Origin of the sequence: Pseudomonas sp. BCRC 81390, assembly GCF_030341915.1 — a bacterium.
GTDB lineage: Bacteria > Pseudomonadota > Gammaproteobacteria > Pseudomonadales > Pseudomonadaceae > Aquipseudomonas.
On the sequence record NZ_JATAAG010000066.1, the window covers coordinates 915,369 to 939,365 of the forward strand.

The 23,997-nt window shown below is 63.9% G+C and carries 20 protein-coding genes; 7 read left to right on the forward strand and 13 right to left on the reverse strand.

Annotated features, from left to right (window positions below):
- Positions 1 to 206 precede the first annotated feature (206 nt).
- On the reverse strand, positions 207 to 545 hold the full coding sequence (locus QSV36_RS26155; RefSeq protein ID WP_502945727.1) for a tautomerase family protein: 339 nt from the start codon (positions 543 to 545) through the stop codon (positions 207 to 209).
- On the opposite strand from QSV36_RS26155, the gene QSV36_RS20895 reads away from it, so the two are divergent.
- Positions 532 to 1,614, forward strand: coding sequence for a CE1758 family FMN-dependent luciferase-like monooxygenase (locus tag QSV36_RS20895; RefSeq protein WP_289134032.1), 1,083 nt, complete (start codon positions 532 to 534; stop codon positions 1,612 to 1,614). The genes QSV36_RS26155 and QSV36_RS20895 overlap by 14 nt on opposite strands.
- Before the next feature lie 17 nt (positions 1,615 to 1,631).
- Here QSV36_RS20895 and gcsR read toward each other — a convergent pair whose 3' ends face one another.
- The 6 genes from gcsR to arcD (QSV36_RS20925) all read right to left on the reverse strand — a co-directional run bounded on the left by gcsR (position 1,632) and on the right by arcD (QSV36_RS20925) (position 8,550).
- The gene (gene gcsR, locus QSV36_RS20900; RefSeq protein WP_289134033.1) at positions 1,632 to 3,140 is read right to left on the reverse strand and encodes a transcriptional regulator GcsR; all 1,509 of its coding nucleotides are present in this window, start codon (positions 3,138 to 3,140) and stop codon (positions 1,632 to 1,634) included.
- Positions 3,141 to 3,222: 82 nt separating this feature from the next.
- A complete protein-coding gene (locus QSV36_RS20905) occupies positions 3,223 to 3,591 on the reverse strand; it encodes a DUF5064 family protein (protein ID WP_289134035.1) in 369 nt (122 codons plus the stop codon).
- Positions 3,592 to 3,647: 56 nt separating this feature from the next.
- A complete protein-coding gene (gene arcC / locus QSV36_RS20910) occupies positions 3,648 to 4,577 on the reverse strand; it encodes a carbamate kinase (protein ID WP_289134037.1) in 930 nt (309 codons plus the stop codon).
- Positions 4,578 to 4,755: 178 nt separating this feature from the next.
- Positions 4,756 to 5,766 carry an ornithine carbamoyltransferase gene (locus tag QSV36_RS20915; RefSeq protein WP_225780574.1) on the reverse strand — a complete coding sequence of 337 codons (1,011 nt, stop codon included), beginning with the start codon at positions 5,764 to 5,766 and terminating at the stop codon, positions 4,756 to 4,758.
- A gap of 69 nt (positions 5,767 to 5,835) precedes the next feature.
- Positions 5,836 to 7,089 carry an arginine deiminase gene (arcA, locus tag QSV36_RS20920; protein ID WP_225780575.1) on the reverse strand — a complete coding sequence of 418 codons (1,254 nt, stop codon included), beginning with the start codon at positions 7,087 to 7,089 and terminating at the stop codon, positions 5,836 to 5,838.
- 33 nt (positions 7,090 to 7,122) lie between these two features.
- Positions 7,123 to 8,550, reverse strand: a complete 1,428-nt coding sequence (arcD, locus tag QSV36_RS20925) for an arginine-ornithine antiporter (RefSeq protein ID WP_289134040.1) — start codon at positions 8,548 to 8,550, stop codon at positions 7,123 to 7,125.
- Between the two features lie 434 nt (positions 8,551 to 8,984).
- Between arcD (QSV36_RS20925) and arcD (QSV36_RS20930) the strand changes: the two genes are divergently transcribed.
- Positions 8,985 to 10,412, forward strand: a complete 1,428-nt coding sequence (arcD, locus tag QSV36_RS20930; protein ID WP_289134042.1) for an arginine-ornithine antiporter — start codon at positions 8,985 to 8,987, stop codon at positions 10,410 to 10,412.
- Here arcD (QSV36_RS20930) and QSV36_RS20935 read toward each other — a convergent pair.
- From QSV36_RS20935 to gap, 6 genes are all read right to left on the reverse strand, one after another.
- Positions 10,392 to 10,805: a YbaN family protein gene (locus QSV36_RS20935; RefSeq protein WP_289134043.1), complete on the reverse strand. Its 414-nt coding sequence runs from the start codon at positions 10,803 to 10,805 to the stop codon at positions 10,392 to 10,394. The genes arcD (QSV36_RS20930) and QSV36_RS20935 overlap by 21 nt on opposite strands.
- A gap of 56 nt (positions 10,806 to 10,861) precedes the next feature.
- A complete protein-coding gene (locus QSV36_RS20940; RefSeq protein WP_289134045.1) occupies positions 10,862 to 11,455 on the reverse strand; it encodes a biliverdin-producing heme oxygenase in 594 nt (197 codons plus the stop codon).
- Positions 11,456 to 11,613: 158 nt separating this feature from the next.
- Positions 11,614 to 14,202, reverse strand: coding sequence for a TonB-dependent receptor (locus QSV36_RS20945; protein ID WP_289134046.1), 2,589 nt, complete (start codon positions 14,200 to 14,202; stop codon positions 11,614 to 11,616).
- Positions 14,203 to 14,489: 287 nt separating this feature from the next.
- The gene (locus QSV36_RS20950) at positions 14,490 to 15,452 is read right to left on the reverse strand and encodes a FecR family protein (protein WP_289134048.1); all 963 of its coding nucleotides are present in this window, start codon (positions 15,450 to 15,452) and stop codon (positions 14,490 to 14,492) included.
- Between the two features lie 72 nt (positions 15,453 to 15,524).
- Entirely contained in the window at positions 15,525 to 16,037 is a 513-nt protein-coding gene (locus QSV36_RS20955) for an RNA polymerase sigma factor (RefSeq protein WP_289134050.1), read from the reverse strand.
- 169 nt (positions 16,038 to 16,206) lie between these two features.
- Entirely contained in the window at positions 16,207 to 17,208 is a 1,002-nt protein-coding gene (gene gap, locus QSV36_RS20960; protein WP_170028450.1) for a type I glyceraldehyde-3-phosphate dehydrogenase, read from the reverse strand.
- A gap of 265 nt (positions 17,209 to 17,473) precedes the next feature.
- Between gap and edd the strand changes: the two genes are divergently transcribed.
- The 5 genes from edd (at position 17,474) to QSV36_RS20985 (ending at position 23,967) form a co-directional block, all read left to right on the forward strand.
- Entirely contained in the window at positions 17,474 to 19,300 is a 1,827-nt protein-coding gene (edd, locus tag QSV36_RS20965) for a phosphogluconate dehydratase (RefSeq protein ID WP_225780584.1), read from the forward strand.
- On the forward strand, positions 19,297 to 20,256 hold the full coding sequence (locus QSV36_RS20970; RefSeq protein ID WP_289134052.1) for a glucokinase: 960 nt from the start codon (positions 19,297 to 19,299) through the stop codon (positions 20,254 to 20,256). Before edd ends, QSV36_RS20970 begins: the two co-directional genes overlap by 4 nt.
- Before the next feature lie 171 nt (positions 20,257 to 20,427).
- Positions 20,428 to 21,153, forward strand: a complete 726-nt coding sequence (gltR, locus tag QSV36_RS20975) for a two-component system response regulator GltR (protein WP_289134054.1) — start codon at positions 20,428 to 20,430, stop codon at positions 21,151 to 21,153.
- Positions 21,134 to 22,588, forward strand: coding sequence for an ATP-binding protein (locus QSV36_RS20980; RefSeq protein WP_289134056.1), 1,455 nt, complete (start codon positions 21,134 to 21,136; stop codon positions 22,586 to 22,588). The genes gltR and QSV36_RS20980 overlap by 20 nt, the downstream gene beginning before the upstream one ends.
- Positions 22,589 to 22,716: 128 nt before the next feature.
- Positions 22,717 to 23,967: a D-mannose isomerase gene (locus QSV36_RS20985; protein WP_289134057.1), complete on the forward strand. Its 1,251-nt coding sequence runs from the start codon at positions 22,717 to 22,719 to the stop codon at positions 23,965 to 23,967.
- Positions 23,968 to 23,997: the final 30 nt, after the last annotated feature.

The following is a 23,997-nucleotide window of genomic DNA, read 5'->3' on the forward strand; positions in this document are numbered from 1 at the left end:
ACATCGAACAAGGCCAATGTACGCATACAGTCGTACTGTTGCAAGTCTTTCGTACAGTCCTTCTGTAAACGGCGTTTTTCGAATGACACTTGTGCAATCGAGGCGCAGAACACCATGAACCGTCGGTTCGCGCAGGGCATTGCCGAATATATGTAAGGCTTTGCATAGAAAGGGCACGGTGCCATGCACCGTGCCTGCGGCAGGCTTCAACGCTCGTCGAAAGGGATCCCGCCCTTGGCCTTGTCGCCAGGTTTTGCTTCCACGATCTGCACCACCACGTGTTCGCGGGCTATCTCGAAACTGCTCGCAACAGCCTCGGTCACCGAGCGCAGCAGTTTCTTCTTTTGCTGTTCGGAACGGCCCGCAGTTGCGTAAACAATGACCTCTGGCATGACGTATCTCCTTTGTCCGGCTATCCATGAGTGCCGCGGCGAGGTGGCAGCGACGGGATGATCATACGCTCGGGAAAAGGAGTTGAACAGTTCGCGTACAGGCGTACAATCAAGAAAAACGTTAGCCCTGGAGGCAAGGATGCAATTCGGAATCTACAGTGTTGGCGATGTGACCCGCGACCCCAGCACCGGCCGTACCCCGAGCGAGGCCGAAAGGCTGCAGGCCATGGTCCGCATCGCCCTCAAGGCCGAGGAAGTCGGCCTCGACGTGTTCGCCACAGGAGAGCACCATAACCCGCCATTCGTGACCTCGTCGCCCACGACGCTTCTGGCCTTCATTGCCGCGCAGACTTCACGGCTGATCCTTTCCACCTCGACCACGCTGATCACCACCAACGACCCGGTGCGCCTGGCCGAGGAATATGCCGTGCTGCAGCATCTCTCGGGCGGACGCATGGACCTGATGCTGGGGCGCGGCAACACGGCGCAGGTCTACCCCTGGTTCGACAAGGACATCATGCAGGCGCTGCCGCTGGCGCTGGAGAACTACGACCTGCTGCACCGGCTCTGGCGAGAGGAAGAGATCGACTGGGAAGGGCGTTTTCGCGCACCGCTTCGTCGATTCACGTCCATTCCCCGCCCACTGGATGGGCTGCCGCCGTTCGTCTGGCATGGCTCGATTCGCACACCGGAAATCGCTGAACAGGCGGCGCGCTACGGGGACGGCTTCTTTGCCAGCCATATCCTCTGGCCAAAAGGCCATTTCCAACGGCTGGTCGCGTTCTACCGCTCGCGCTACGCCTACTACGGCCATGGCACGGAGCAGGACGCTATCGTCGGCCTTGGGGGGCATATCTTCGTCAACCGCCAGTCCCAGATCGCACGTGAGCGTTTTCGTCCGTTCTTCGACAACGCACCGGTGTATGGCCACGGTCCATCGCTGGAAGAGTTCATTGAACAGACGCCGTTATCGGTCGGCAGCCCTCAGGAAATCATCGACAAGACCCTCACTTTCCGCGAGCAGTTCGGCGATTACCAACGGCAGCTGTTCCTGTTCGACCATGCCGGTATCCCATTGCCCGAGGTGCTGGACATGCTCGAGCTTTTCGGTAGCGAGATCCTTCCGGTGCTGCGCCGTGAAACAGCCAGGGCGCGTGACTCCAGAGCAGCCCCGGCGCCGACTCATGCGCGGCGCCTGGCAAGCACGACCGCGCTCCAGTAGGGCCGATGTTCATTCACTCAAGCCTTGCCCGGTATTCCATATTTGCGCAGGCGCTGGGCAATGGCGGTATGTGAGGTTTGCAAGCGCCCGGCCAGTTGCCGCGTCGAGGGGTAGCTGGCGTACAGGCGTTGCAACAACTCGCGCTCGAAATCGGCCACGGCCTGTTCCAGGCTCGCCACTTCGCCATCCTGTCCACGCGCGACCGAGGTGCCGGCGATGTCCAGGTCGCCGATATCCACCAGGTTGCCCTCGCAGATGGCAGCAGCGCGGAAGATCACGTTCTGCAACTGGCGCACGTTGCCTGGCCAAGGGTTGGCCAGCAGAGCGGAATGGGTGGCCGGGGTCAGCCGGCAGGGCGGGCGCTGGATCTGCGTGCAGGCCTGCTGCATGAAGAAATGCGCCAGCATCAGGATGTCCTGGCCTCGGTCGCGCAACGGTGGCACCTGCAGGTTGAGCACGTTGAGGCGGTAGAACAGGTCTTCACGGAAGCTGCCGTCGGCGACCATGCGTTCCAGGTCACGGTGGGTGGCGCTGATGATGCGTACATCCACCTTCACTTCACGGTCGCCGCCCACCCGGCGGAAACTGCCATCGCTGAGAAAACGCAGCAGCTTGGCCTGCAGGTACGGCGACATCTCGCCGATTTCATCGAGAAACACCGTACCCTGGTTGGCCAGTTCCATCAGCCCGGGCTTGCCCCCTCGTTGCGCGCCGGTGAAGGCGCCCGGGGCGTAGCCGAACAGTTCGCTCTCGGCCAGGCTTTCGGGCAGCGCAGCACAGTTCAGCGCCAGGAAAGGCGCCGCGTGGCGGCTGCTGATGGCGTGGCAGGCGCGGGCCACCAGCTCTTTGCCGGTGCCAGTTTCGCCGTGCACCAACAGCGGCGCATCGAGCGTCGCCACGCGCAAGGCTCGGGCCTTGAGGGTGCGGATCGCCGACGATTCGCCGAGCAACGCATCGAAGCCCTCGGCATGGTCGTGGTGCAGGGCCGACAGGCGTTCACCCATGCGCGTGGGCGGGTACAGCGTCAGCAGGCCACCGGCGTTGGTGATCGGCGTGGCGTCCAGCAGCAGGCTCTGGCCGTTGAGCTGCATCTCGCGCATGGGCAGGTGGAAATTGTTGTCCTGCAGCGCCTGCAGCAGTGCCGGGTCGCCGAACAGCTCACCCACCGAGCGCCCCGCGGATTCGCGGCCGCACAGTTCGATCAGCGCCGGATTGGCCAGCAGCACCTTGCCGGCACTGTCCACGGCCAGTACCGGGTCGCTCATCGCCGCCAGCAGGGCGTCGAGCTGCAGGTGGCGGCGTTGCCCGGGGAGAATGTCGACCACATCCACCGACTGCACGCCCTGGACCTCGAACAGTGCGTCGTGCAGTTCTTCGAGCACGGCGGGGCTGAGGGTGGGGGCGTCGATGTAGACGTTCGGCGGGACCATCTCCACTGCGTCCAGGTTAAGGTTGCGGGCCCCGAGCAGGGCAAGTACTTCCTGGGTGATGCCGACGCGGTCGATGAAGCTGACGTGGATGCGCATGAGGAGCTGCGGTGGTGGCTGGGGAGGGGAGTAGTATGCCTTAACATCGTCGGGGCCGCTTTGCAGCCCCGAAATGGTGGCATCACTCCAGGTGTTCGGGCTTGATCGGGTCGCCCGACTTCACATCGAGTTTTTCGCGAATGTCCGCGAACATGTGGTCATAGAGCTTGTGCGGCGAACCCAGGCTCTCGAATTTCTTGGGCGGCGCCAGGTACGACTGGGCCTTGCGGCTCAGCACCATGAGAAAGCTGGGTAGTACCTGATCCTTGGTCAGGAAGAATTTTTCATCGACTGTCTTGCCTTCGATGCTGCCATGCATCTTGAACTGGATGCCTCGGCCTTCCTTGGGGTCCGACACTGCCTCGTATTCGATGTTCAGGTCATAGCTGTGGTCGTTCTTGTTCAGCGCGGTGCGCTCGATGTGTACATGACCGGGGTGGTACTGGGCCATGGCAAGCTCCTCTGGAAGGTCGAAAATGGCGGGCATCAAGCGCCCGCCCACTGCTTTCAACGGTAGCTGATACCTGGCTTCGCGGTGGAAACCCGTGTACCGGCAGTGCCTTTGACGATGTCTTCGATGTTTTCCAGCGAGCTGATCACCGCCACCTTGCCCGTGTGCCGGGCGAAATCGCAGGCTGCCTGCACCTTCGGGCCCATGGAACCGGCGGCGAAGCCAAGGCGTTCGAGTTCGTCGGGGTGGGCCTGGGCGATGGCTTTCTGCGTGGGTTTGCCCCAGTCGATGTAGGCGGCATCGACGTCGGTGGCGATGATCAGCAGGTCGGCATCCAGCTGCTCGGCCAGCAGGGCCGAGCACAGGTCCTTGTCGATCACCGCCTCGATACCCTTGAGCTTGCGGTTTTCGTCGTACATGGTCGGGATGCCGCCACCGCCGGCGCAGATCACGATGCTGTTCTTTTCCAGCAGCCACTTGATCGGGCGAATCTCGAAGATGCGCTTGGGTTTCGGGCTGGCCACCACACGGCGGTACTTGTCGCCGTCGGCCTTGACCACCCAGCCTTTTTCCTTGGCCAGGCGCTCGGCCTCTTCCTTGCCATAGACCGGGCCGATGAACTTGGTCGGGTCCTTGAAGGCGGGGTCGTTGGCGTCCACCTCCACCTGGGTCAGCAGGGTGGCGAAAGGCACTTCGAAGGCCAGCAGGTTGCCCAGTTCCTGCTCGATCATGTAACCGATCATGCCCTCGGTTTCGGCACCCAGCACGTCCAGCGGGTACGCCTCGTCGGGCTTGTAGGAGAGGCCCTGCAGCGACAACAGGCCGACCTGCGGGCCGTTGCCGTGGGCAATGACCAGCTCGTTGCCAGGGTGGATCTTGGCGATCTGCTCGGTGGCGGTGCGGATATTGGCGCGCTGGTTGTCAGCGGTCATGGGCTCGCCGCGACGCAGCAGGGCGTTGCCGCCCAATGCAACAACGATACGCATGGGGAATGTCCTTTAACGAAAGAAGGGAGCGCTGTTCTCGGCCGGATAGTGCGCCCCTTGTGGGAGCGGGTTCACCCGCGAAGGCGTCAGCCCAGACAACGCGGCTGATGCTACCGACGCATTCGCGGGTGAACCCGCTCCCACAGGGGCTGGCTTGCCCGACCTATCGAGTCAGCCCTTACAGGTCAGCCAGGGTCGACACCAGGATCGCCTTGATCGTGTGCATGCGGTTTTCCGCCTGCTCGAAGGCGATGCAGGCCGGCGACTCGAACACGTCGTCGGTCACTTCGATACCATTGGCCAGGTCCGGGTACTGTTCGGCGATCTGCTTGCCCACTTTGGTTTCGGAGTTGTGGAACGCTGGCAGGCAGTGCATGAACTTGGTCCGCGGGTTGCCGGTGGACTTCATCAGCTGGCTGTTGACCTGGTACGGCTTGAGCAGCTTGATGCGCTCGCCCCAGGCTTCGATCGGCTCGCCCATCGATACCCAGACGTCGGTGTGCACGAAGTCCACACCCTTGACTGCGGCAAGCGGGTCTTCGGTAAGGGTGATGCGCGCGCCGCTTTCCTCGGCGTACTTGCGGCAACGCTCGACCAGGTCGTCATGTGGCCACAGTGCCTTGGGCGCGGCGATGCGCACGTCCATGCCGAGCTTGGCACCGATCAGCAGCAGCGAGTTGCCCATGTTGTTGCGGGCGTCGCCCAGGTAGGCGTAGCTGATGTCGTGCAGCGGCTTGTCGCTGTGCTCGCGCATGGTCAGCACGTCGGCAATCATCTGGGTCGGGTGGTATTCGTCGGTCAGGCCGTTGAACACCGGCACGCCAGCGTACTTGGCCAGCTCTTCGACGATTTCCTGCTTGAAGCCACGGTACTCGATGGCGTCGTACATGCGCCCGAGCACGCGGGCGGTGTCCTTCATGCTTTCCTTGTGGCCGATCTGCGACGAGTTGGGGTCGATATAAGTGACGTTGGCGCCCTGGTCATAGGCGGCCACTTCAAAGGCGCAGCGGGTACGCGTGGAGGTTTTTTCGAAGATCAGGGCGATGTTGTTGCCCTTCAGGTGCTGTTGCTCGGTGCCGGTGTACTTGGCGCGCTTGAGGTCGCGGGACAGGTCCAGCAGGTAGCGCAGCTCACGGGTGGTGTGGTGTTCCAGGCTGAGCAGGTTGCGGTTGTGAATGTTGAACGCCATGACTTTGCTCCTTGAGTTTGGTGAACGCACCGGCCGCCGCTTCGTGAGGGCGGCCGGGGGTAATGGTCGTTAGTAATCGATTGGGTCGCGCACGATCGGGCAGGTCATGCAGTGGCCGCCGCCACGGCCACGGCCCAGCTCACCGGCACTGATGGTGATGACTTCCACCCCGGCCTTGCGCAGCAGGGTATTGGTGTAGGTGTTGCGGTCGTAGCCAATGACCACTCCCGGCTCGATGGCCACCACGTTGTTGCCGTCGTCCCATTGCTCACGCTCGGCGGCGAAGCTGTTGCCGCCGGTTTCGACCACGCGCAGCTTGACGCCCAGTTGCTCGCCCACCACTTCGATGAAGGACTTGTGTTCGCGGCGCACGTCCATGCCGTATGGCTTGCTCTCGTCCGGGCGGATGATGAACGGCACGATCTCCCTGACCACTTCCGGGAAGACCGTGACCAGGTCGCGGTCGCAGAAGCTGAACACGGTATCCAGGTGCATGGCGGCACGCGATTTGGGCAGACCGGCAACAATGACCTTTTCCACCGCACCCTTGGCGAACAGGTTCTGTGCCAGCTGGCCGATGGCCTGGCGCGAGGTGCGCTCACCCATGCCGATCAGCACGATACCCTTGCCGATCGGCATGACATCGCCGCCTTCGAGGGTGGACTGGCCGTGTTCCTTGTCCGGGTCGCCGTACCAGACCTGGAAGTCGGCGTTGGTGAATTGCGGGTGGAACTTGTAGATGGCAGTGGTCAGCAGGGTCTCCTGGCGTCGCGCCGGCCAGTACATCGGGTTCAGTGTCACGCCGCCGTAGATCCAGCAGGTGGTGTCACGGGTGAACTGGGTGTTCGGCAGCGGTGGCAGGATGAAGCTGGAGTGGCCCAGGTAGTCGTTGTACATCTTGACCACATCGGCACCTTCGCTTTGCGGCAGGTCCTGTCCGGCGACGCCGCCGATCAGGAACTCGGCCAGGTGGCGCGGTTCGAGGCCTTCGAGCCAGCTGCGCACTTCGTTGGTCAGGCCGACACCGACCGTGTCGGGGGTGATCTTGCGATCGAGAATCCACTTCAACGCTTCGGGTTGCTGGACGATGTCGGTCAGCAGGTTGTGCATCTCCAGCACATCCACGCCCCGTTCGCGCATCTTGGTGACGAAGTCGAAATGGTCACGCTTGGCCTGGTCGACCCAGATCACATCGTCGAACAGCAGCTCGTCACAGTTGCTCGGCGTCAGGCGCTTGTGCGCCAGGCCCGGCGAGCAAACCATCACTTTGCGCAGTTTGCCGGCTTCGGAGTGGACACCGTACTTCTGTTTTTCAGCGGACATGGTTTCATTCCTCCAATTGAACGAAGACGTGGGTCAAAGGGTCAGGAAGCCGTCGTACAGGCCGAAGGCTGCCACCAGGGCACCGATGACCACGGCTGCGAAGATCAGTTTTTCCACGTTGGTGAAGACAGGCTGGCCAACCTCACGCTTGGCCTTGGCGAACAGGATCGCGCCAGGTGCGTAGAGCAGGGCCGAGAGCAGCAGGTATTTCACGCCGCCGGCGTACAGCAGCCAGATGGCGTACACCAGGGCGATGGCACCGATGATCAGGTCCTTGCGCCGTTCGGCCAGGGCCTGTTCGTAGGTTTCGCGGCGCACGGCCAACAGCACGGCATAGGCTGCCGACCACAGGTAGGGGACCAGGATCATGGACGTGGCCAGGTAGATCAGCGACAGGTAGGTGCTGTTGGAGAACAGCGTGATCACCAGGAAGATCTGCACCATGGCGTTGGTCAGCCACAGGGCGTTGGCCGGCACCTGGTTGGCGTTCTCACGGCGCAGGAACTCCGGCATGGTGTGGTCCTTGGCCGCGGCGAACATGATCTCGGCGCACAGCAGCACCCACGACAGCAGGGCCCCGAGCAGCGAGATGATCAGGCCGACGCTGATCAGCACCGCGCCCCAGTGGCCAACCACGTGTTCGAGCACGGCGGCCATCGACGGGTTCTGCAGCTTGGCCAGTTCCGGTTGGGTCATGATGCCCAGCGACAGTACGTTGACCAGTACCAGGAACAGCAGCACGGTGACGAAGCCGATGACCGTGGCCTTGCCCACGTCGGAGCGCTTTTCCGCCCGCGACGAGAAGATGCTCGCGCCCTCGATGCCGATGAACACCCACACGGTGACCAGCATCATGTTGCGTACCTGGTTCATCACGCTGCCCAGCTCGGGCGTGCCCAGGCCCCAGATGTCGGCGGTGAAGATGTCGAGCTTGAAGGCGAACAGGCAGATCAGGGCAAACAGCCCCAGCGGTACGACCTTGGCTACGGTGGTGACCAGGTTGATGAATGCCGCTTCCTTGATGCCGCGCAGTACCAGGAAGTGCACCGCCCACAGCAGCACCGAGGCGCCAATGATGGCGGCCGGCGTGTTGCCTTCGCCGAAGATCGGGAAGAAGTAGCCCAAGGTGCTGAACAACAGCACGAAATAGCCGACGTTGCCCAGCCAGGCACTGATCCAGTAGCCCCAGGCCGAGGAGAAACCCATGTAGTCACCGAAACCGGCCTTGGCGTAGGCATACACCCCGCCATCCAGGTCAGGCTTGCGGTTGGCCAGGGTCTGGAACACGAACGCCAGGGTCAGCATGCCGACCGCGGTGATGGCCCAGCCGATCAGCACCGCGCCGACCCCCGCGCTGGCCGCCATGTTTTGCGGCAGCGAGAAGATCCCACCACCAATCATCGAACCGACGACAAGTGCAACTAACGCGCCGAGCTTTAGTTTTCCGGATGAATCAGACATTTAACAACTCCTGCCAGGAGAAAGTTGACGACAGAGTAAATCCGACGCCGTTGCCATACGCTGACTTGGGTCAGTTCATGGCGACGTGAAGTGGGAAAAATCCTTCACGATACTCCTGGAGAGTGCCGACAGCTTCTGCTGCAGGCCTTGCGCGCTGGCACCTCCATGTCCTTCTAGAGCAAACGCTCTGTTCCGCCTGCGACTCTTGAAGCTAGCCGCTTTTGCCGCTTTCGCAAATTTTTGACAAGAATTTCAAGTTTTATCAGGCGCTTTCCTAGTTCCCCGGCAGGTGCTAATTTTCCGTAGCTGGGTTATAGACAAAGTAGTTATGAGTGCTATAGCTTCATAGATCACAAATCTTATAAGTAACAGTATTATATGGCCCCCATGGCTGTTTCAAACCTGTGACAGCGGGCAAAAAAACAGGGAGGCACATGAGCGAACCGGGACAGAAGCTGCGCCTCGGCGCGCTGATCGCGCTGGTGGTCGGCTCGATGATCGGTGGCGGGATCTTCTCGCTGCCGCAGAACATGGCGGCGCGTGCCGAAGTGGGAGCGGTGCTGATCGGCTGGGCCATTACTGCGGTCGGCATGCTGGCGCTGGCGTTCGTGTTCCAGACCCTGGCCAACCGCAAGCCGGCGCTCGACTCAGGGGTGTACGCTTACGCCAAGGCCGGCTTTGGCGACTACATGGGCTTTTCCTCGGCCTGGGGCTACTGGATCAGCGCCTGGCTGGGCAACGTCGGCTACTTCGTGCTGCTGTTCAGCACCCTGGGGTTCTACTTCCCCGTGTTTGGCGAAGGCAACACGCCGATTGCCATCGGCTGTGCCTCGCTGCTGCTGTGGGCGGTGCATTTTCTGGTGCTGCGCGGCATCAAGGAAGCGGCGTTCATCAACCAGGTGACCACCGTGGCCAAGGTCGTGCCGTTGCTGATTTTCGTGGTGATTGCGGTGTTCGCCTTCCGTGCCGATATCTTCACCCGGGATATCTGGGGCCTGGGCAACCCGCAGTTCGGCAGCGTGCTGGAGCAGGTGCGCAACATGATGCTGGTGACCGTGTTCGTGTTCATCGGCATCGAAGGCGCCAGCGTGTATTCCGGGCGTGCCCAGCGCCGTTCGGATGTGGGCAAGGCCACGGTGATCGGCTTTCTCGGGGTGCTGGCGCTGCTGGTACTGGTCAACGTGCTGTCGCTGGGGGTGATGACCCAGCCGGAGCTGGCCGGGTTGCAGAACCCGTCGCTGGCCTCGGTGCTGGAGCATATCGTCGGGCCCTGGGGCGCCCTGCTGATCAGCCTCGGCCTGGCGGTTTCGCTGCTCGGCGCGCTGTTGTCGTGGGCGCTGCTGTGTGCCGAGATCCTCTATGCCACGGCGCGCGACAAGACCATGCCGCGTTTCCTGGCCAAGGAAAACGCCAACCATGTGCCGGCCAACGCCCTGTGGCTGACCAACTGCATGATCCAGGGGTTTCTGCTGATCACGCTGTTCTCTGCCGGTACCTACACCAGCCTGATCTACCTGGCCTCGTCGATGATCCTGGTGCCCTACCTGTGGTCGGCGGCCTACGCCGTGCTGCTGGCGATACGTGGAGAAACCTACGCCGGGCAGCCGGCGCTGCGCCGCAAGGACCTGCTGGTGGCGCTGGTTGCCTTGCTGTATGCCATCTGGCTGCTCTACGCCGGCGGCCTCAAATACCTGCTGCTGTCGGCGTTGCTCTACGCCCCGGGGGTGATTTTGTTTGCCAGGGCCAAGCGTGAACAGGGCCAGACCTTGTTCAGCCATGGGGAAAAGCTGATATTTGCCGCCGTGCTGGCAGGCGCCGCATTGGCCGCCTACGCCCTGTACTCAGGGCTGCTGAGCCTGTGATGGGGCAGGGCAAGGGTGTTCCGGGCGTGACCAGATCCACAGGTTGCCCAGGGTCATGCCGGCAATGGCCAGGTACACCGGCCAGTGGTGTTGCAGAAGCGTCAGCATCAGCCCTGCGCACAGCAGCATGCTGAGTGTCGCGCTCACTTTCGCCCGCCGCTGGATTACCTTGCCATTGCGCCAGTTGTACAGGATCGGCCCGAACAGGCGGTGGTTTTCCAGCCAGGCCGACAGGCGTGGCGAACTGCGGGTAGCCGCCCAGGCGGCCAGCAGGATGAATTCGGTGGTTGGCAGGCCGGGAATCACAATCGCGACCAGGCCCACGCCCAGGCTGACATAAGCCAGGATCGCATACAGCACGCGGGCGAGTTTCGAGCGGGCGGGTCGGGTCATGGTCTCACTGCGTAAAAAGCGGTTCGGCCACCGACAGGGTGGCCGGGTATGGCGTATCAAGCCAGCGCGGCATCCGTAGCATAGGCGTGCCTGAGCAGCTCGGTGAAGCGTTCGAAGGCAGCCACCGCGCCGCGTTCTGCCGCAGCCTCGTCGTCGGCCGACAGTGCCAGGCCATCAAGAATACGGGTGAAGTGTTTCCAGCCTTCGGCCCGGCCACCGGCCGGCTCGCCCAGGTGGCGAGCACCGAAACTGTCGGACAGCCCTAGGGCCATGGCACGCTTGATCAGAAACGCCGCGCCCAGTTTGGAGCCTTCGGAGACGAAGATCCAGCCCATTGCCTCGCCCAGGCCTGGATTGCGCAGCGCACCGGGTAGCGCGGGTGGCACTTCGGTGGCCAGGTCGGCGAGGTCCAGGCGGGCCTGTTCGGCACGGCAGCGCTCGGCCAGGTCGGGGACGATGGCGATCAGTTGCGGGTCGTTGTAAAGGGGCTGCAATTCGGCCTGGAACAGGTACTGGGCGACCACGAAACGGGCAAAGCTCTCGCGGCTGTCGAAGGGTGCGTGAGATTTGACCAGAGCATCCAGTTCGGCGTGCGGGGCATGGGTGATCTGGTTCAGGCGTTGGGAGCGCAGGGCTGGGCGGTCGGTCATGGGGAATCCTTGGAGTAGAGGGCTCTAGAGACAAGACGAAACAGTGCGGGGGCGACGGTAAAAAAATCTGCGATCTGTGCCTGCAGTGCCGGCCTCTTCACGGGTGAGCCCGCGGCGAGGCCGGCACTGAAGAAACAACCTGTCAGTGCCAGTCCAGATCAGATATCCCAGACCACATTGATGCCGAAGTTGCGCCCCGGCATGCTCAGGCGGTCGATGTTGGCCGGCTGGGTCACGGCCGCTTCACCCTGGCCGTCGTAGCTGCGCACCGAATCCCACTGCCAGTACTTCTTGTCGGTGAGGTTGTACAGGCCAGCATTGATGGTGATGTCGTCGCTGACCCGGTAGTAGCCGGTCAGGTCCAGCACGCCGTAGCCCGGGGTGCGGAACTTGCTGCTGGAGCCGTCGGGCGAATGGAAGGTGCTGTCGTCGATGCGGGTCTTGCGCTTGACCAGTGTCCAGCTCAACAGGCCACCGTATTGCTGTTGCTCGTAACCGAGGCCGAACACACCCTTGAGCGGGTTGACGCTGTTCAGCGGCGCGCCGCTGTCGTCGTTGCGGCCGTAGGCGTAGGCTAGCGAGCCCTGGCCATACAGGCCCTGCGGCGCGCCGAAGCGGTCGAGGTTCAGGCGGCCCTTGAACTCGGCGCCCTTGATGGTGGCGTGCTTGATGTTGCTGGCGCGGAAGGTCTGCTCCAGGTTGGCGCTCTGCACGGCGTCTTCATCGATGAAGTCGCGGTACTTGTTGTAGAACACCGCCACATCGAAGCTGCCGGCGTCGAAGCTGCCGCGCAGGCCGGTTTCATAGCTCTTGCTCTTCTCCGGCTCCAGGTCTGGGTTGCCTTCCACGCGGTAGCCCTGGTCGAGGTTCTGGAATTTGCCGAACATGGCTTTGGCGGTCGGCGTGCGGAAGCCTTCCGCGTACTGGCCGTACCAGGTGTAGTTATCATTGAAGGCGTAGGTGAGGCCGAACTTGGGCGAGACACGGTGCCACTTCCTGGTGGCGTCGTCCAAGGAGGTGGGCGCCGCACCGGTTGATTCCAGGCCGCGCAGGTATTCCTCGGTGAACCTTGGCTCCATGCGCGTGTAGTCGTAGCGTGCGCCGGGCAGGAAGGTCCAGTCGTTCCAGCGGATTTCATCTTGCACGAACAGGCTGTAGGTGTTCACGGTCGGGTCCGGGAAGTCGCTGACCAGGGCCTGGCCATCGGCCGGGCGGTCAGCACCGGCGGCAGGGCAGCCTGCGCCCACGGCCAGGCAGGTACCGGTGCCGCTGCGCGAGCCGGTGACCTTCTCATGCCTGAGAGTGGTGCCGTAGGTCAGCAGATGGTCGGTGGCAGCCAGGCTGAAAGCCTTGTCCAGTTGCGCGTCGAACACCCACTGGCGGTCCTTGTAGAGGGTATCGCGGGTGCGCAGTACCTGGCGGGTGAAGGGCGCATAGATTTCCTCGGTGTGCTGGTCGGTCTTGGCGATCTGGTAGTTGAGGCTCCACTTCATGTGGTCGGCAAGCGGCGATGCCAGGCCAAACTCATGACTGATGCCGAAGCGCTCACGGGTGATGGTGTCGTTGCCGGTACGTGCCTTGTAGAAGCCCATGCCATTGGCGCCGCCGGTGAACGGCCCGCCCACTGCGCTGAGGATGTTCTGGTCGCGGTCATCCTTGTAGCGCTCGTAGGTGAAACCGAGGCGAGCATCGTCGGCGTAGTCCCAGCCCAGCTTGGCCAGCACGTTGGTGGTGCGCGCGTCCAGCGGGTTGGCTTCGCTACGCGACAGCCCTTCGCCGCCGTGGCCGCCGTGGGTCTCGGTTTCGTGGCCGTTGCGCTGGCTCAGGTGCAGCAGGCCGTCGAAGTCACCCTGGCGAGCGGCGACGGTGGCGGAGGTCAGCCAGCTTTCGTCGGCCGAACTGTAGCCGCTCTTCAGGCGGGCACCAGCGTCCTGGCCGGGCTTGATGATGTCGTCCGGGTCGAGGGTGAAATAGCTGACCGCGCCGCCGATGGCATTGCTGCCGTACAGCACCGAGGCCGGGCCGCGGAGGATTTCCACGCGTTTGACGATTTCCGGGTCGACGTAGTTGCGCTGGGTCTGGGCGTAGGGCCCGTAGAAGAAACTGTCGGGGATCGACACGCCGTCGACCTGGGTGAGGATTCGTTCGCCGTCGATACCACGGATGTTGTAGCCGTTCAGGCCGCTGCGCTGGCCGGTGCCGGCCACTGACACGCCGGGCTCGTAGCGCACCAGGTCTTGAATAGTGTTGACGTTCTGCCGGTCCAGTTGCTCGCGGGTCTGCACGCTGACGGTACTCGGCACCTGGCTGACGTCCTGGGCGCTGCGGGTGGCGCTGACGGTGACCTGCTGCAGGGCGACCACGCTGCTGCCAGCCTGGCGTTCGAGCACCACATTGCCGTTGCCGATCTTGCGTACGCCCAGGCCGGTGCCTTGCAGCAGGCGCTTGAGTGCGGCTTCCGGCAGTAGCGAACCCTGCACCCCTGGCGAGACTACGCCGTCGGCCAGCTCGGCGTTGAAGCCGACTTGCCAGCCGGTGGCCTGGCTGAACGCATTGATGGCCGTCACCAGCGGCTGCTGGCCGATGTTGAAGCGGTATTCGCCCATGCGTGGGCTGCTGGCCTGGGACGGCTCGGCGGCCAGCGCCGGCAGGCTGCAGGTACCGCTGGCGAGCAGGGCCAGTGCAAGCAGGGACAGTGGCCCTGTACGGCGGGTAAGGGTGGAGGGGCGGGTAGGACCTGTGGACATCGAAAGCGCTCCCTGACGCGCGGACTGTTATAGGTGTTGGCTGTTCTTGTCTTTGAACAAGAATCAGTCGCATTGGCTATAACGAGACGAGCGAGGCGGCGCGACCGCGTAAAAATAAATACAAGAAGCCAGCGCATTACTTGTAAGAGCGGATTTATCCGCGAACCAGGCGACGCGGTGGCTGGCACCGGCTGTGCCGGTGATCGCGTTTAAAGCCGCTTGCTGGGTGATATTTGACGGCGTGGTGGGAGCGGGCTCGCCGGCGATCGGGCCGGCCAGGCAAAGGATCAGTTCAGGATGACCAGCGCCGGGTATTCGTGCAGCCGTGCCGAGGTGATGTGGGCCAGCGCACGCAGGGTTTCCAGGGGCTGATCGAGGCGGTAGTTGCCGGTCACCGTCACGTTTTCCAGCTGCCTGTTGCGGTTGATGATCCAGCCTGGGTAATAGCGCCGCAGTTCGGCCAGCACCTGGCTGAGCGGGCAGTTTTCGAATACCAGGCGGCCATCGACCCAGGCCAGGTCCTTGTGCAGGTCGGGGCGTTGGCGCTGGCCGAAGCCATGGGGGCCGACACTGATACTCTCGCCAGCACCCAGGCTGATGCGTTGGTCGCGCTCGCCCTGCAGGTCGATATCGCCGCGCTGCACTCGCACTAGTGCCTCACCGTCGAGATAACGCACGGCAAAGTCGCTGTCGCGCCCCTGCGCGCGCAACGGGCCGGCCTGCACTTCCAGCGGGCGCCGTGCCCCCCCGGCCACCTGGAAATAAGCCTCGCCTTGCAGCAGACGAGCGACCTGGCGACCGTCGTGCTGCTCACTGGCCAATGCCGTATCGGTGTTGAGCAGCACGTTCGCCCCGTCGTCCAGTTGCAGGCGCTGGCGTTCGCCGACCACTGTCAGGTGGTCCGCCTGCAGGCGCATGGGCAGGTTGCCGAGCGTGCACAGCCCTGCCAGCAACAGCGCCGCCGTAGCCAGTGGCTTCCAGTGACTGCGCAGGCGTCCGCGCCACGAGCGGCGCTGTTGCTGATGCATCTGCGTGGCCAGCTGGTGCAGCGGTGCGCCATTCCACAGGGCTTCTGCCGCCACATAGGCTTCGGCGTTTTCCGGCGCCGCGCTGAGCCAGGCTGCAAAGGCCTGGGTATCCTCGGCATCTGCGCATTGCAGGCGCACCAGCCAGTCCAGCGCCTCGTCCATGGCACGAGCACGGGCGCTGGGCCCGGCGGGTGACGGGCGGGGGGCGGGGCTATCGGTCACGGTGAATCCCTGAATGGTCTTTTTGCGAATGATCAAGGCTGCGGCGGGCAGTGGCAAGGGCTTGGACATGCCTTACTTGAGTCGGTCGGCCACACCCATGCAGATCGCCATGATCAATTTCAGTTCCTTCTGCACCGTGCTGGGCGAAACCTTCAGCTGTTCGGCAATTTCCAGGTAGGTGACGCCATGCAGGCGGCTGAGGATGAAGATACGCTGCTGGCGTTGGCTCAGTTGGCCAAGGCTGACACTCAGTTGCCTGAGCAATTGTTCGGCATGGGCGGCGTCTTCGCTGCTGCTGGCTGGCGCAGCCACGCTGTGCAGGACCTCGTCGGACACGTCGTCGACCAGCATGCGCGACTGCACCCGGCGTGCACGCAGGTGGTCGAGGGCCAGGTTGCGCGCGGTCTGGAAGACGAACGGTTCGATGTGTTCGACCGGCCGCTCAGCGAGGGCGCGCGACACCCGCAGGTAGGTTTCCTGCAACAGATCCTCGGCCGTGTTCGGGTTGCCAACCATACGCTGCAGGGTGCGCAGCAGGCTCAGGCGCTGGACGAGGAAGACGGAATTGAACCGGGACTGACTCACGAGATGACCTGGCCGACAAAAGGTAATGATAATGCTTATCATCCTTGTCGGAGGTCAAGCTTGGAAATGTTAGGAAAAGGTAAAGATTGTGAGTACCGCGCCTTGCGCGATCCCTGTACAGGAGCGGCCTTGCGTCGCGATGGGGCGCAAGGCCGTTCCTATCCGACGCTCAACCGGCGCGGCACAGCGCCAGGCAGTTATCCAGCATACGGTTGGAGAAGCCCCACTCGTTGTCATACCAGGCCAGCACCTTGAGCATGCGCCCGTTGGCCCGGGTATGGTTGGCATCGAAGATCGACGACAGCGGGTTGTGGTTGAAATCGCAGGAAACCAGCGGCAAGGCGTTGTAGCCCAGCACTCGCGAATGCTTGCTGGCTTCGAGGAAGAGCTGGTTGACCTGCTCGGCCGTGGCCTCGCGCCGGAGGTTGACGGTGAGGTCCACCAGCGACACGTTGATCACTGGCACGCGCACCGCCATGCCGGTCAGCTTGCCGGCCAGTTCCGGCAGCACCAGGCCCACCGCCTCGGCGGCCCCGGTCTTGCTGGGGATCATCGATTGGGTTGCCGAGCGTGCGCGATACGGGTCGCCATGGTACACGTCGGTCAGCACCTGGTCGTTGGTATAGGCATGGATGGTAGTCATCAGGCCCTGCTCGATACCGAACTCGCGGTGCAGCACCTGGGCGATCGGCGCCAGGCAGTTGGTGGTACACGAGGCGTTGGAAATGACCTGGTGCGAGGCCCGCAGCACATCATGGTTGACACCATATACCACCGTGGCATCGGCGCCCTTGGCGGGTGCCGAGACGATCACTTTGCCGGCCCCTGCAGCCAGGTGCGCTGCGGCCTTGGCGCGCTCGGTGAACAGCCCGGTGCATTCGAACACCACGTCGATCGCCTCGGCCTTCCAGGGCAGTTCGGCCGGATTGCGGATGGCGCTTACGGCGATACGGTCGCCATTGACCGTCAGGCTTTCGTGGTCGGCCTCGACGCTGGCGTCGAACGTGCCGTGCACGCTGTCGTACTTGAGCAGATGGGCGTTCATGGCGCTGTCACCCAGGTCGTTGATGGCGACGACCTGCAGGTCCTGGCGGTAGCCTTGGGTATACAGTGCGCGCAGGACATTGCGCCCGATGCGGCCGAATCCATTGATGGCGATGCGTAGAGTCATGGCAGTACCTCTGGCAGTCCGAGTGAAACCTGTGGCACAAAGGAGCTTCACTGAAACGGTTTTGTTGTTGGAATTACAAGATTATTCACTGGCGGATAGAAAACAAGCCTTTTTAATGGCAGTATTTTGTTTAAACATACAACGAGTGGTTGGGCAGCGTGCCTCCACCGATGCAGCGGGCTCCTCTACCTTGAGCCTAGGCCGCAATCGTTTGGAGGGGAAATGCCTGGTAAACCGCCCTTACAATTAGCCTGGAGTCCAGTACATGCATCCGCGCATCCTTGAGGTCACCCAGCGGCTGGTCGAGCGCAGCCGTGCCACCCGCGAACGCTACCTGCAGCTGATTCGCGGCGCGGCCAGTGAAGGCCCCATGCGTGCCAGCCTGCAATGCGCCAACTTCGCCCACGGCGTGGCCGGTTGCGGCAGCGAGGACAAGCAGACCCTGCGCCTGATGAACGCGGCCAACGTGGCCATCGTCTCGGCCTACAACGACATGCTCTCGGCGCACCAGCCGTACCTGCACTTCCCCGAGCAGATCAAACAGGCCTTGCGCGAAGTCGGTTCGGTCGGCCAGTTTGCCGGTGGCGTGCCGGCCATGTGCGACGGCGTGACCCAGGGCGAGCCGGGCATGGAGCTGGCCATTGCCAGCCGTGAAGTGATCGCCATGTCCACCGCCGTGGCGCTGTCGCACAACATGTTCGATGCTGCGCTGATGCTGGGTATCTGCGACAAGATCGTCCCCGGGCTGATGATGGGCGCACTGCGCTTTGGCCACCTGCCGACCATTTTCGTCCCGGGTGGGCCGATGGTGTCCGGTATTTCCAACAAGCAGAAGGCCGACGTGCGCCAGCGCTACGCCGAGGGCAAGGCCAGCCGCGAGGAGCTGCTGGAGTCGGAGATGAAGTCCTACCACAGCCCGGGCACCTGTACCTTCTACGGCACGGCCAACACCAACCAGCTGGTGATGGAAGTGATGGGCCTGCACCTGCCCGGCGCCTCCTTCGTCAACCCGTACACGCCGCTGCGTGACGCGCTCACTGCCGAGGCCGCACAGCAGGTCACGCGTATGACCAAGGCCAGCGGCAACTTCATGCCGCTGGGCGAAATTGTCGATGAAAAGGCGCTGGTCAACTCCATCGTTGCCCTGCATGCCACTGGCGGCTCGACCAACCACACCTTGCATATCCCGGCAATTGCCCAGGCGGCGGGGATCCAGCTGACCTGGCAGGACATGGCCGACCTGTCCGAAGTGGTGCCGACCCTGTCCCACGTCTACCCCAACGGCAAGGCCGACATCAACCACTTCCAGGCCGCTGGCGGCATGGCTTTCCTGATCCGCGAACTGCTCGATGCCGGGCTGCTGCACGAGGACGTCAACACCGTGGCCGGGCATGGCCTGCGTCGCTACACCCAGGAACCGTTCCTCGACGACGGCAAGCTGGTGTGGCGCGAAGGGCCGCAGCATAGCCTGGACGAAAGCATCCTGCGCCCGGTGGCCCGACCGTTCTCGGCCGAAGGCGGCCTGCGGGTGATGGAAGGCAACCTTGGTCGAGGCGTGATGAAGGTGTCCGCAGTCGCCCCGGAGCACCAGGTGGTCGAAGCCCCGGCACGGGTGTTTCACGACCAGCAGTCGCTGGCCGATGCGTTCAAGGCCGGCGAGCTGGAGCGCGACTTCGTTGCCGTGGTGCGCTTCCAGGGCCCGCGCTGCAACGGTATGCCTGAGCTGCACAAGCTCACGCCGTTCCTCGGTGTGTTGCAGGATCGCGGCTACAAGGTGGCGCTGGTCACCGACGGGCGCATGTCCGGCGCCTCCGGCAAGATCCCGGCGGCCATTCATGTCTGCCCAGAGGCGTATGACGGTGGCCCGCTGGCGCGGGTGCGCGACGGTGATATCGTGCGGGTTGATGGTGTCGAAGGCACGCTGCGGGTGATGGTGTCGGCCGAAGAACTGGCCAGCCGCGACCTGCCGCCTGCGCCCCAGGGCAACGACCTGGGCTGCGGGCGCGAGCTGTTCGGCTTCATGCGCATGGCGTTCAGCCCGGCAGAGCAGGGCGCCAGCGCCTTCACCTCGGCCCTGGAGAACCTCAAATGAAGGACCTGCTGGTTGGCGACATCGGCGGCACCAATGCCCGTTTCGCGTTATGGCGTGACAACCAGCTGCAGGCGGTGAAGGTGTTTGCCACCGAGGACTACACCAGCCCGGAACAGGCCATCGAGGCTTACCTGGAAGGCCTGGGCATCGCTCGCGGCGGCGTGGCTGCTGCCTGCCTGGCGGTGGCCGGGCCGGTCAATGGCGATGAGTTCCGCTTCACCAACAACCATTGGCGCCTGAGCCGCCAGGCGTTCTGCCAGCGGCTGCAGATCGAGCAGCTACTGCTGGTCAATGACTTCACTGCCATGGCGCTGGGCATGACCCGCCTGCGCGATGGCGAGTTCTGCGAAGTGTGCCCGGGTCAGGCCGACCTTTCGCGCCCGGCATTGGTCATCGGCCCAGGCACCGGTTTGGGTGTCGGCTCCTTGTTGCGAGTGGGTGAGCGTTGGTGCGCCTTGCCAGGCGAGGGCGGGCACGTCGACCTGCCGGTGGGCAATGCCCGCGAAGCAGCGATCCACCAACAGATCCACGCCCAGATCGGCCACGTCAGTGCCGAAACCGTGCTCAGTGGCGGTGGCCTGCTGCGCCTGTACCAGGCCATCTGTGCGCTGGACGGCGACATACCCCGACACAAGACCCCAGCGCAGATCACCGATGCTGCGCTGGCCGGCGAACCGCAGGCGCTGGCGGTGATCGAGCAGTTCTGTCGATTCCTCGGCCGCGTGGCGGGTAACAATGTGCTGACACTGGGTGCACGCGGTGGGGTCTATATTGTCGGCGGTGTGATCCCGCGGTTTGCCGAGCTGTTCCTGCGTAGCGGGTTCGCCACCAGCTTTGCCGACAAGGGCTGCATGAGCGGCTACTTTGCCGGAGTGCCGGTATGGCTGGTGACGGCCGAGTTTTCCGGGTTGCTGGGGGCTGGAGTGGCCTTGCAACAGGCGCTGGATCACGGCTAGGTGGTTGAGGGCCGCTGCGCGGCCATCGCGACCAGGCCGCTGCTGCACCGGGACCTAGGATTTCCGGCTCGGCGCGGTCGCTGTAGGAGCGGCCTTGGGCCGCGATGGGCTGCGCAGCGGCCCGGATAGCAGGCAGCGAAGACCTGTAACCAGACAAAAGGAAGGACCACGTTGAGCACTGCCGGTAAATCGATCCTGATGGTCGACGACGACCAGGAAATCCGCGAACTTCTGCAGACCTACCTGAGCCGCTCCGGCTTCCAGGTACATGCCGAAGCCGACGGCAGGGGCTTTCGCCGCGCCCTGGAAACCACCCCCTTTGATCTGGTCATCCTCGACGTGATGTTGCCCGATGAAGACGGCTTCAGCCTGTGCCGCTGGGTACGCCAGCACCCGCGCCAGGCACGGGTACCGATCATCATGCTCACTGCCAGCTCGGACGAAGCCGACCGGGTCATTGGCCTGGAACTGGGCGCCGACGACTACCTGGGAAAACCGTTCAGCCCGCGCGAATTGCAGGCGCGGATCAAGGCCCTGCTGCGCCGGGCCGAATTCGGCCAGGCAACGCCGGGCAGCGCGGTGCTGGCTTTCGACGACTGGCGCCTGGACACGGTCAGCCATCGCCTGTTTCATCGCGACGGCGAAGAGGTGATGCTCTCCGGCGCCGACTTTGCCCTGCTCAAACTGTTCCTCGACCACCCCCAGCAGATCCTTGACCGCGACACCATCGGCAACGCCACCCGCGGCCGCGAGCCGATGCCGCTGGACCGCATCGTCGACATGGCGGTGAGTCGCCTGCGCCAGCGCCTGCGCGATACCGACAAACCGCCCCGGCTGATCCGCACCGTGCGCGGCAGTGGCTACCTGCTGGCTGCCCATGTCTGCAGTGCCTCCTGAGCGGCGCTGGCGGCTGCTACCGCGCTCGTTGCTGGGGCGCATGCTGCTGCTGACCTTGCTAGTGGTGCTGCTGGCCCAGGGGCTGTCCAGCATCATCTGGGTCGCCCAGTTGCGCGCCAGCCAACTGCAAGGCCTGCGCGCCAGCGCCAGCAGCCTGGCCCACTCGATGAGCGCCAGCGTCAGCTACTTTCGGTCGTTGCCGGTGGGTTACCGGCCCATGGTGCTCGACCAGCTGCGCAGCATGGGCGGCACGCGCTTCTTCGTGTCGCTCAACGCCAAGCCACTGGACATGCCAGTGCTGCCTGTCACCCCGCGCAAGCAGGCGGTGATCGACGTGTTCCAGCAGGTGCTGCACGAGCGCCTGGGTCCGCAGATGGAGATTTCCGTGGCTTTCGTCGGCCCCGACGACCTGCGCATCTTCAACAGCGGCCTCAAGCTCGACGAGCTGCCACGCTCCTGGGCGCACTACTCGTTGACCCTGGAGCCGCTCAACCCGCCGGTGCTGGTGACCCAGATCCGCCTGGGCGAGGGCGAGTGGCTGTACATTGCCTCGCTGCTGCCCGAGCCCTATACCAGCCTGGAAGCCGAACGCCTGCCGCGCCAGCAGATCGGCTTCATCGTGTTGACCACCGTACTGCTGCTGTTGTTCATCGGCCTGCTGGTGCACTGGCAGAGCTGGCCGCTCAAGCGCCTGGCACGCGCCGCGCGGGAGATGTCGCTGGGTGCCGATGTGGCGCCGGTGGCTGAAGGCGGGGGCAGTGAGGTGGTGGAAGTGGGGCGGGCGTTCAACAGCATGCGCGAACGTATCAGCCGCTACCTGACCGAGCGTAGCCAGCTGTTCAGCGCCATTTCCCATGACCTGCGCACGCCGATCACCCGCCTGCGCCTGCGCGTCGAGCTGCTGGAGGATGAACGCCTGCAGGCCAAGTTCAGCCAGGACCTGGATGAACTGGAATTGCTGGTCAAAGGTGCCCTGCAGTGCGTGAAGGACACCGACATTCACGAAAACATCGAGCCGGTCGATCTCAACCAGGTACTGGAGATCCTTGCCGAGCCATACCTGGGCGATGGCCGCATCACCCTCGAAGGTCGGGCGCTGGCGGCGTACCCGGGCAAGCCGCTGGCGCTGCGACGGTGCATCGGCAACCTGATCGACAATGCCATCAAGTACGGCGAGCGGGCTCGGTTACGCATCATCGACAGCGCCGAGGGTTTCGTGCTGCAGGTCGACGACCAGGGGCCGGGGGTGCCCGAGCAGCAGCTGGAGCAGGTGTTCGAGCCGCACTTTCGCCTGGCGGGGCAGCAACAGGGCTACGGGCTGGGATTGGGGATCGCACGCAACATCGCCCATAGCCATGGCGGTGAGGTGAGCCTGCTCAACCTGCGCGAGGGCGGGTTGCGGGTGACCTTGTACCTGCCGCGGGGCATGGACTGAGGGTCTGTATTACCGGCGCCGACAAGTGAAATGTCACTACATGGTGACAATCCGCCGGCCCTTCGTGACATCCCGCCCGACCGCGCTGACTAGAATTCGCCCACGACTGGCAAGGATCAAGCTGGCCCATGCATACTCATAACCTGCCTGCTACCCACTGGCTCGACACCCCGGCCCACAGCGCCTGGCGCCTGGCCGAAGCGCAGCGCCTGCTGGCGTTCGCCAAGGCTGCGAAGCTGCCCGACGGCTTTGGCAGTCTCGATGCCCGGGGGCAGCTTCCCCCCGGCGCGCGCGCCGACACCCTGAACACCGCGCGCATGACCCACTGCTTCGCCCTGGCCCACCTGCAGGGCCTGCCCGGTTACCTGGCTTATGTCGAACACGGCGTGTCCGCCCTGCGCGGCGCCATGCGGGATGCCACCTACGGCGGCTGGTTCGCCCACCCCGAGGGCGATACCGACAGCGGCAAGACGGCCTATCTGCATGCCTTCGTCGGCCTGGCCGCCAGCTCGGCCGTGCTGGCCGACGCTGTCAATGCCTCCGCCCTGCTGGAAGACGCGGTGCAGATGCTTGACGGGCATTTCTGGAGCGAAGAGGAGGGTGCCCTCAGGGAATCCTTCTCCCGTGCCTGGCAGCTGCCCGAGCCGTACCGTGGCGCCAACAGCAACATGCACGCGGTGGAAGCCTTCCTGGCCCTGGCCGACGTCACCGGCCACAGCCTCTGGCTGCACCGCGCCCTGCGCATCGCCGAGCGCATCATCCATAGCCATGCCGCTGCCAACGGCTACCGGGTCATCGAGCATTTCGACGCTCTCTGGCAGCCACTTCCGCACTACAACCAGGAGCGCCCTGCCGACCAATTCCGGCCCTATGGCAGCACGCCCGGGCATGCGCTGGAATGGGCGCGGCTGCTGCTGCACCTGGAGGCCAGCCTCGATCGGGCCGGCCTGGATGCCCCCGGCTGGCTGCACGACGACGCCCGCGCGCTGTTCGACGCGGCCTGCCTGCAGGCGTGGAATGTCGATGGCGCGGAGGGGTTCATCTACACCCTGGACTGGGCCGATCGCCCGGTGGTGCGCGCGCGCCTGCATTGGGTGCACGCCGAGGCCTGCGCCGCTGCGGCGGCCCTGCTGCAACGCACCGGCGAGGCGCAATACGAGCAGTGGTATCGGCGCTACTGGGACTTCATTGACAACCATTTCATCGACCTGGTGGCGGGCAGCTGGCACCACGAACTCGATGCGCACAACCAGCCGGCCGGGACGCTGTGGCCGGGCAAGCCCGACCTCTACCACGCTTACCAGGCGCTGCTGTTGCCAGGCTTGCCATTGGCGCCGAGCCTGGCCAGCTGCCTGGCTGGCAATGTAACCAAACGATGACATTCACGCATCGCTTCGTTACCTGACGAG

Coding starts and splice junctions, on each gene's coding strand:
- gcsR (WP_289134033.1), bottom strand. CDS start 3,140: ATGCGCATCCACGTCAGCTTCATCGACCGCGTCGGCATCACCCAGGAA.
- arcA (WP_225780575.1), bottom strand. CDS start 7,089: ATGTCCGCTGAAAAACAGAAGTACGGTGTCCACTCCGAAGCCGGCAAA.
- QSV36_RS20940 (WP_289134045.1), bottom strand. CDS start 11,455: ATGACCGACCGCCCAGCCCTGCGCTCCCAACGCCTGAACCAGATCACC.
- QSV36_RS20905 (WP_289134035.1), bottom strand. CDS start 3,591: ATGGCCCAGTACCACCCCGGTCATGTACACATCGAGCGCACCGCGCTG.
- arcD (WP_289134040.1), bottom strand. CDS start 8,550: ATGTCTGATTCATCCGGAAAACTAAAGCTCGGCGCGTTAGTTGCACTT.
- QSV36_RS20945 (WP_289134046.1), bottom strand. CDS start 14,202: ATGTCCACAGGTCCTACCCGCCCCTCCACCCTTACCCGCCGTACAGGG.
- gap (WP_170028450.1), bottom strand. CDS start 17,208: ATGACTCTACGCATCGCCATCAATGGATTCGGCCGCATCGGGCGCAAT.
- QSV36_RS20935 (WP_289134043.1), bottom strand. CDS start 10,805: ATGACCCGACCCGCCCGCTCGAAACTCGCCCGCGTGCTGTATGCGATC.
- QSV36_RS20970 (WP_289134052.1), top strand. CDS start 19,297: ATGAAGGACCTGCTGGTTGGCGACATCGGCGGCACCAATGCCCGTTTC.
- QSV36_RS20895 (WP_289134032.1), top strand. CDS start 532: ATGCAATTCGGAATCTACAGTGTTGGCGATGTGACCCGCGACCCCAGC.
- edd (WP_225780584.1), top strand. CDS start 17,474: ATGCATCCGCGCATCCTTGAGGTCACCCAGCGGCTGGTCGAGCGCAGC.
- QSV36_RS20980 (WP_289134056.1), top strand. CDS start 21,134: ATGTCTGCAGTGCCTCCTGAGCGGCGCTGGCGGCTGCTACCGCGCTCG.
- QSV36_RS20915 (WP_225780574.1), bottom strand. CDS start 5,766: ATGGCGTTCAACATTCACAACCGCAACCTGCTCAGCCTGGAACACCAC.
- arcD (WP_289134042.1), top strand. CDS start 8,985: ATGAGCGAACCGGGACAGAAGCTGCGCCTCGGCGCGCTGATCGCGCTG.
- arcC (WP_289134037.1), bottom strand. CDS start 4,577: ATGCGTATCGTTGTTGCATTGGGCGGCAACGCCCTGCTGCGTCGCGGC.
- QSV36_RS20985 (WP_289134057.1), top strand. CDS start 22,717: ATGCATACTCATAACCTGCCTGCTACCCACTGGCTCGACACCCCGGCC.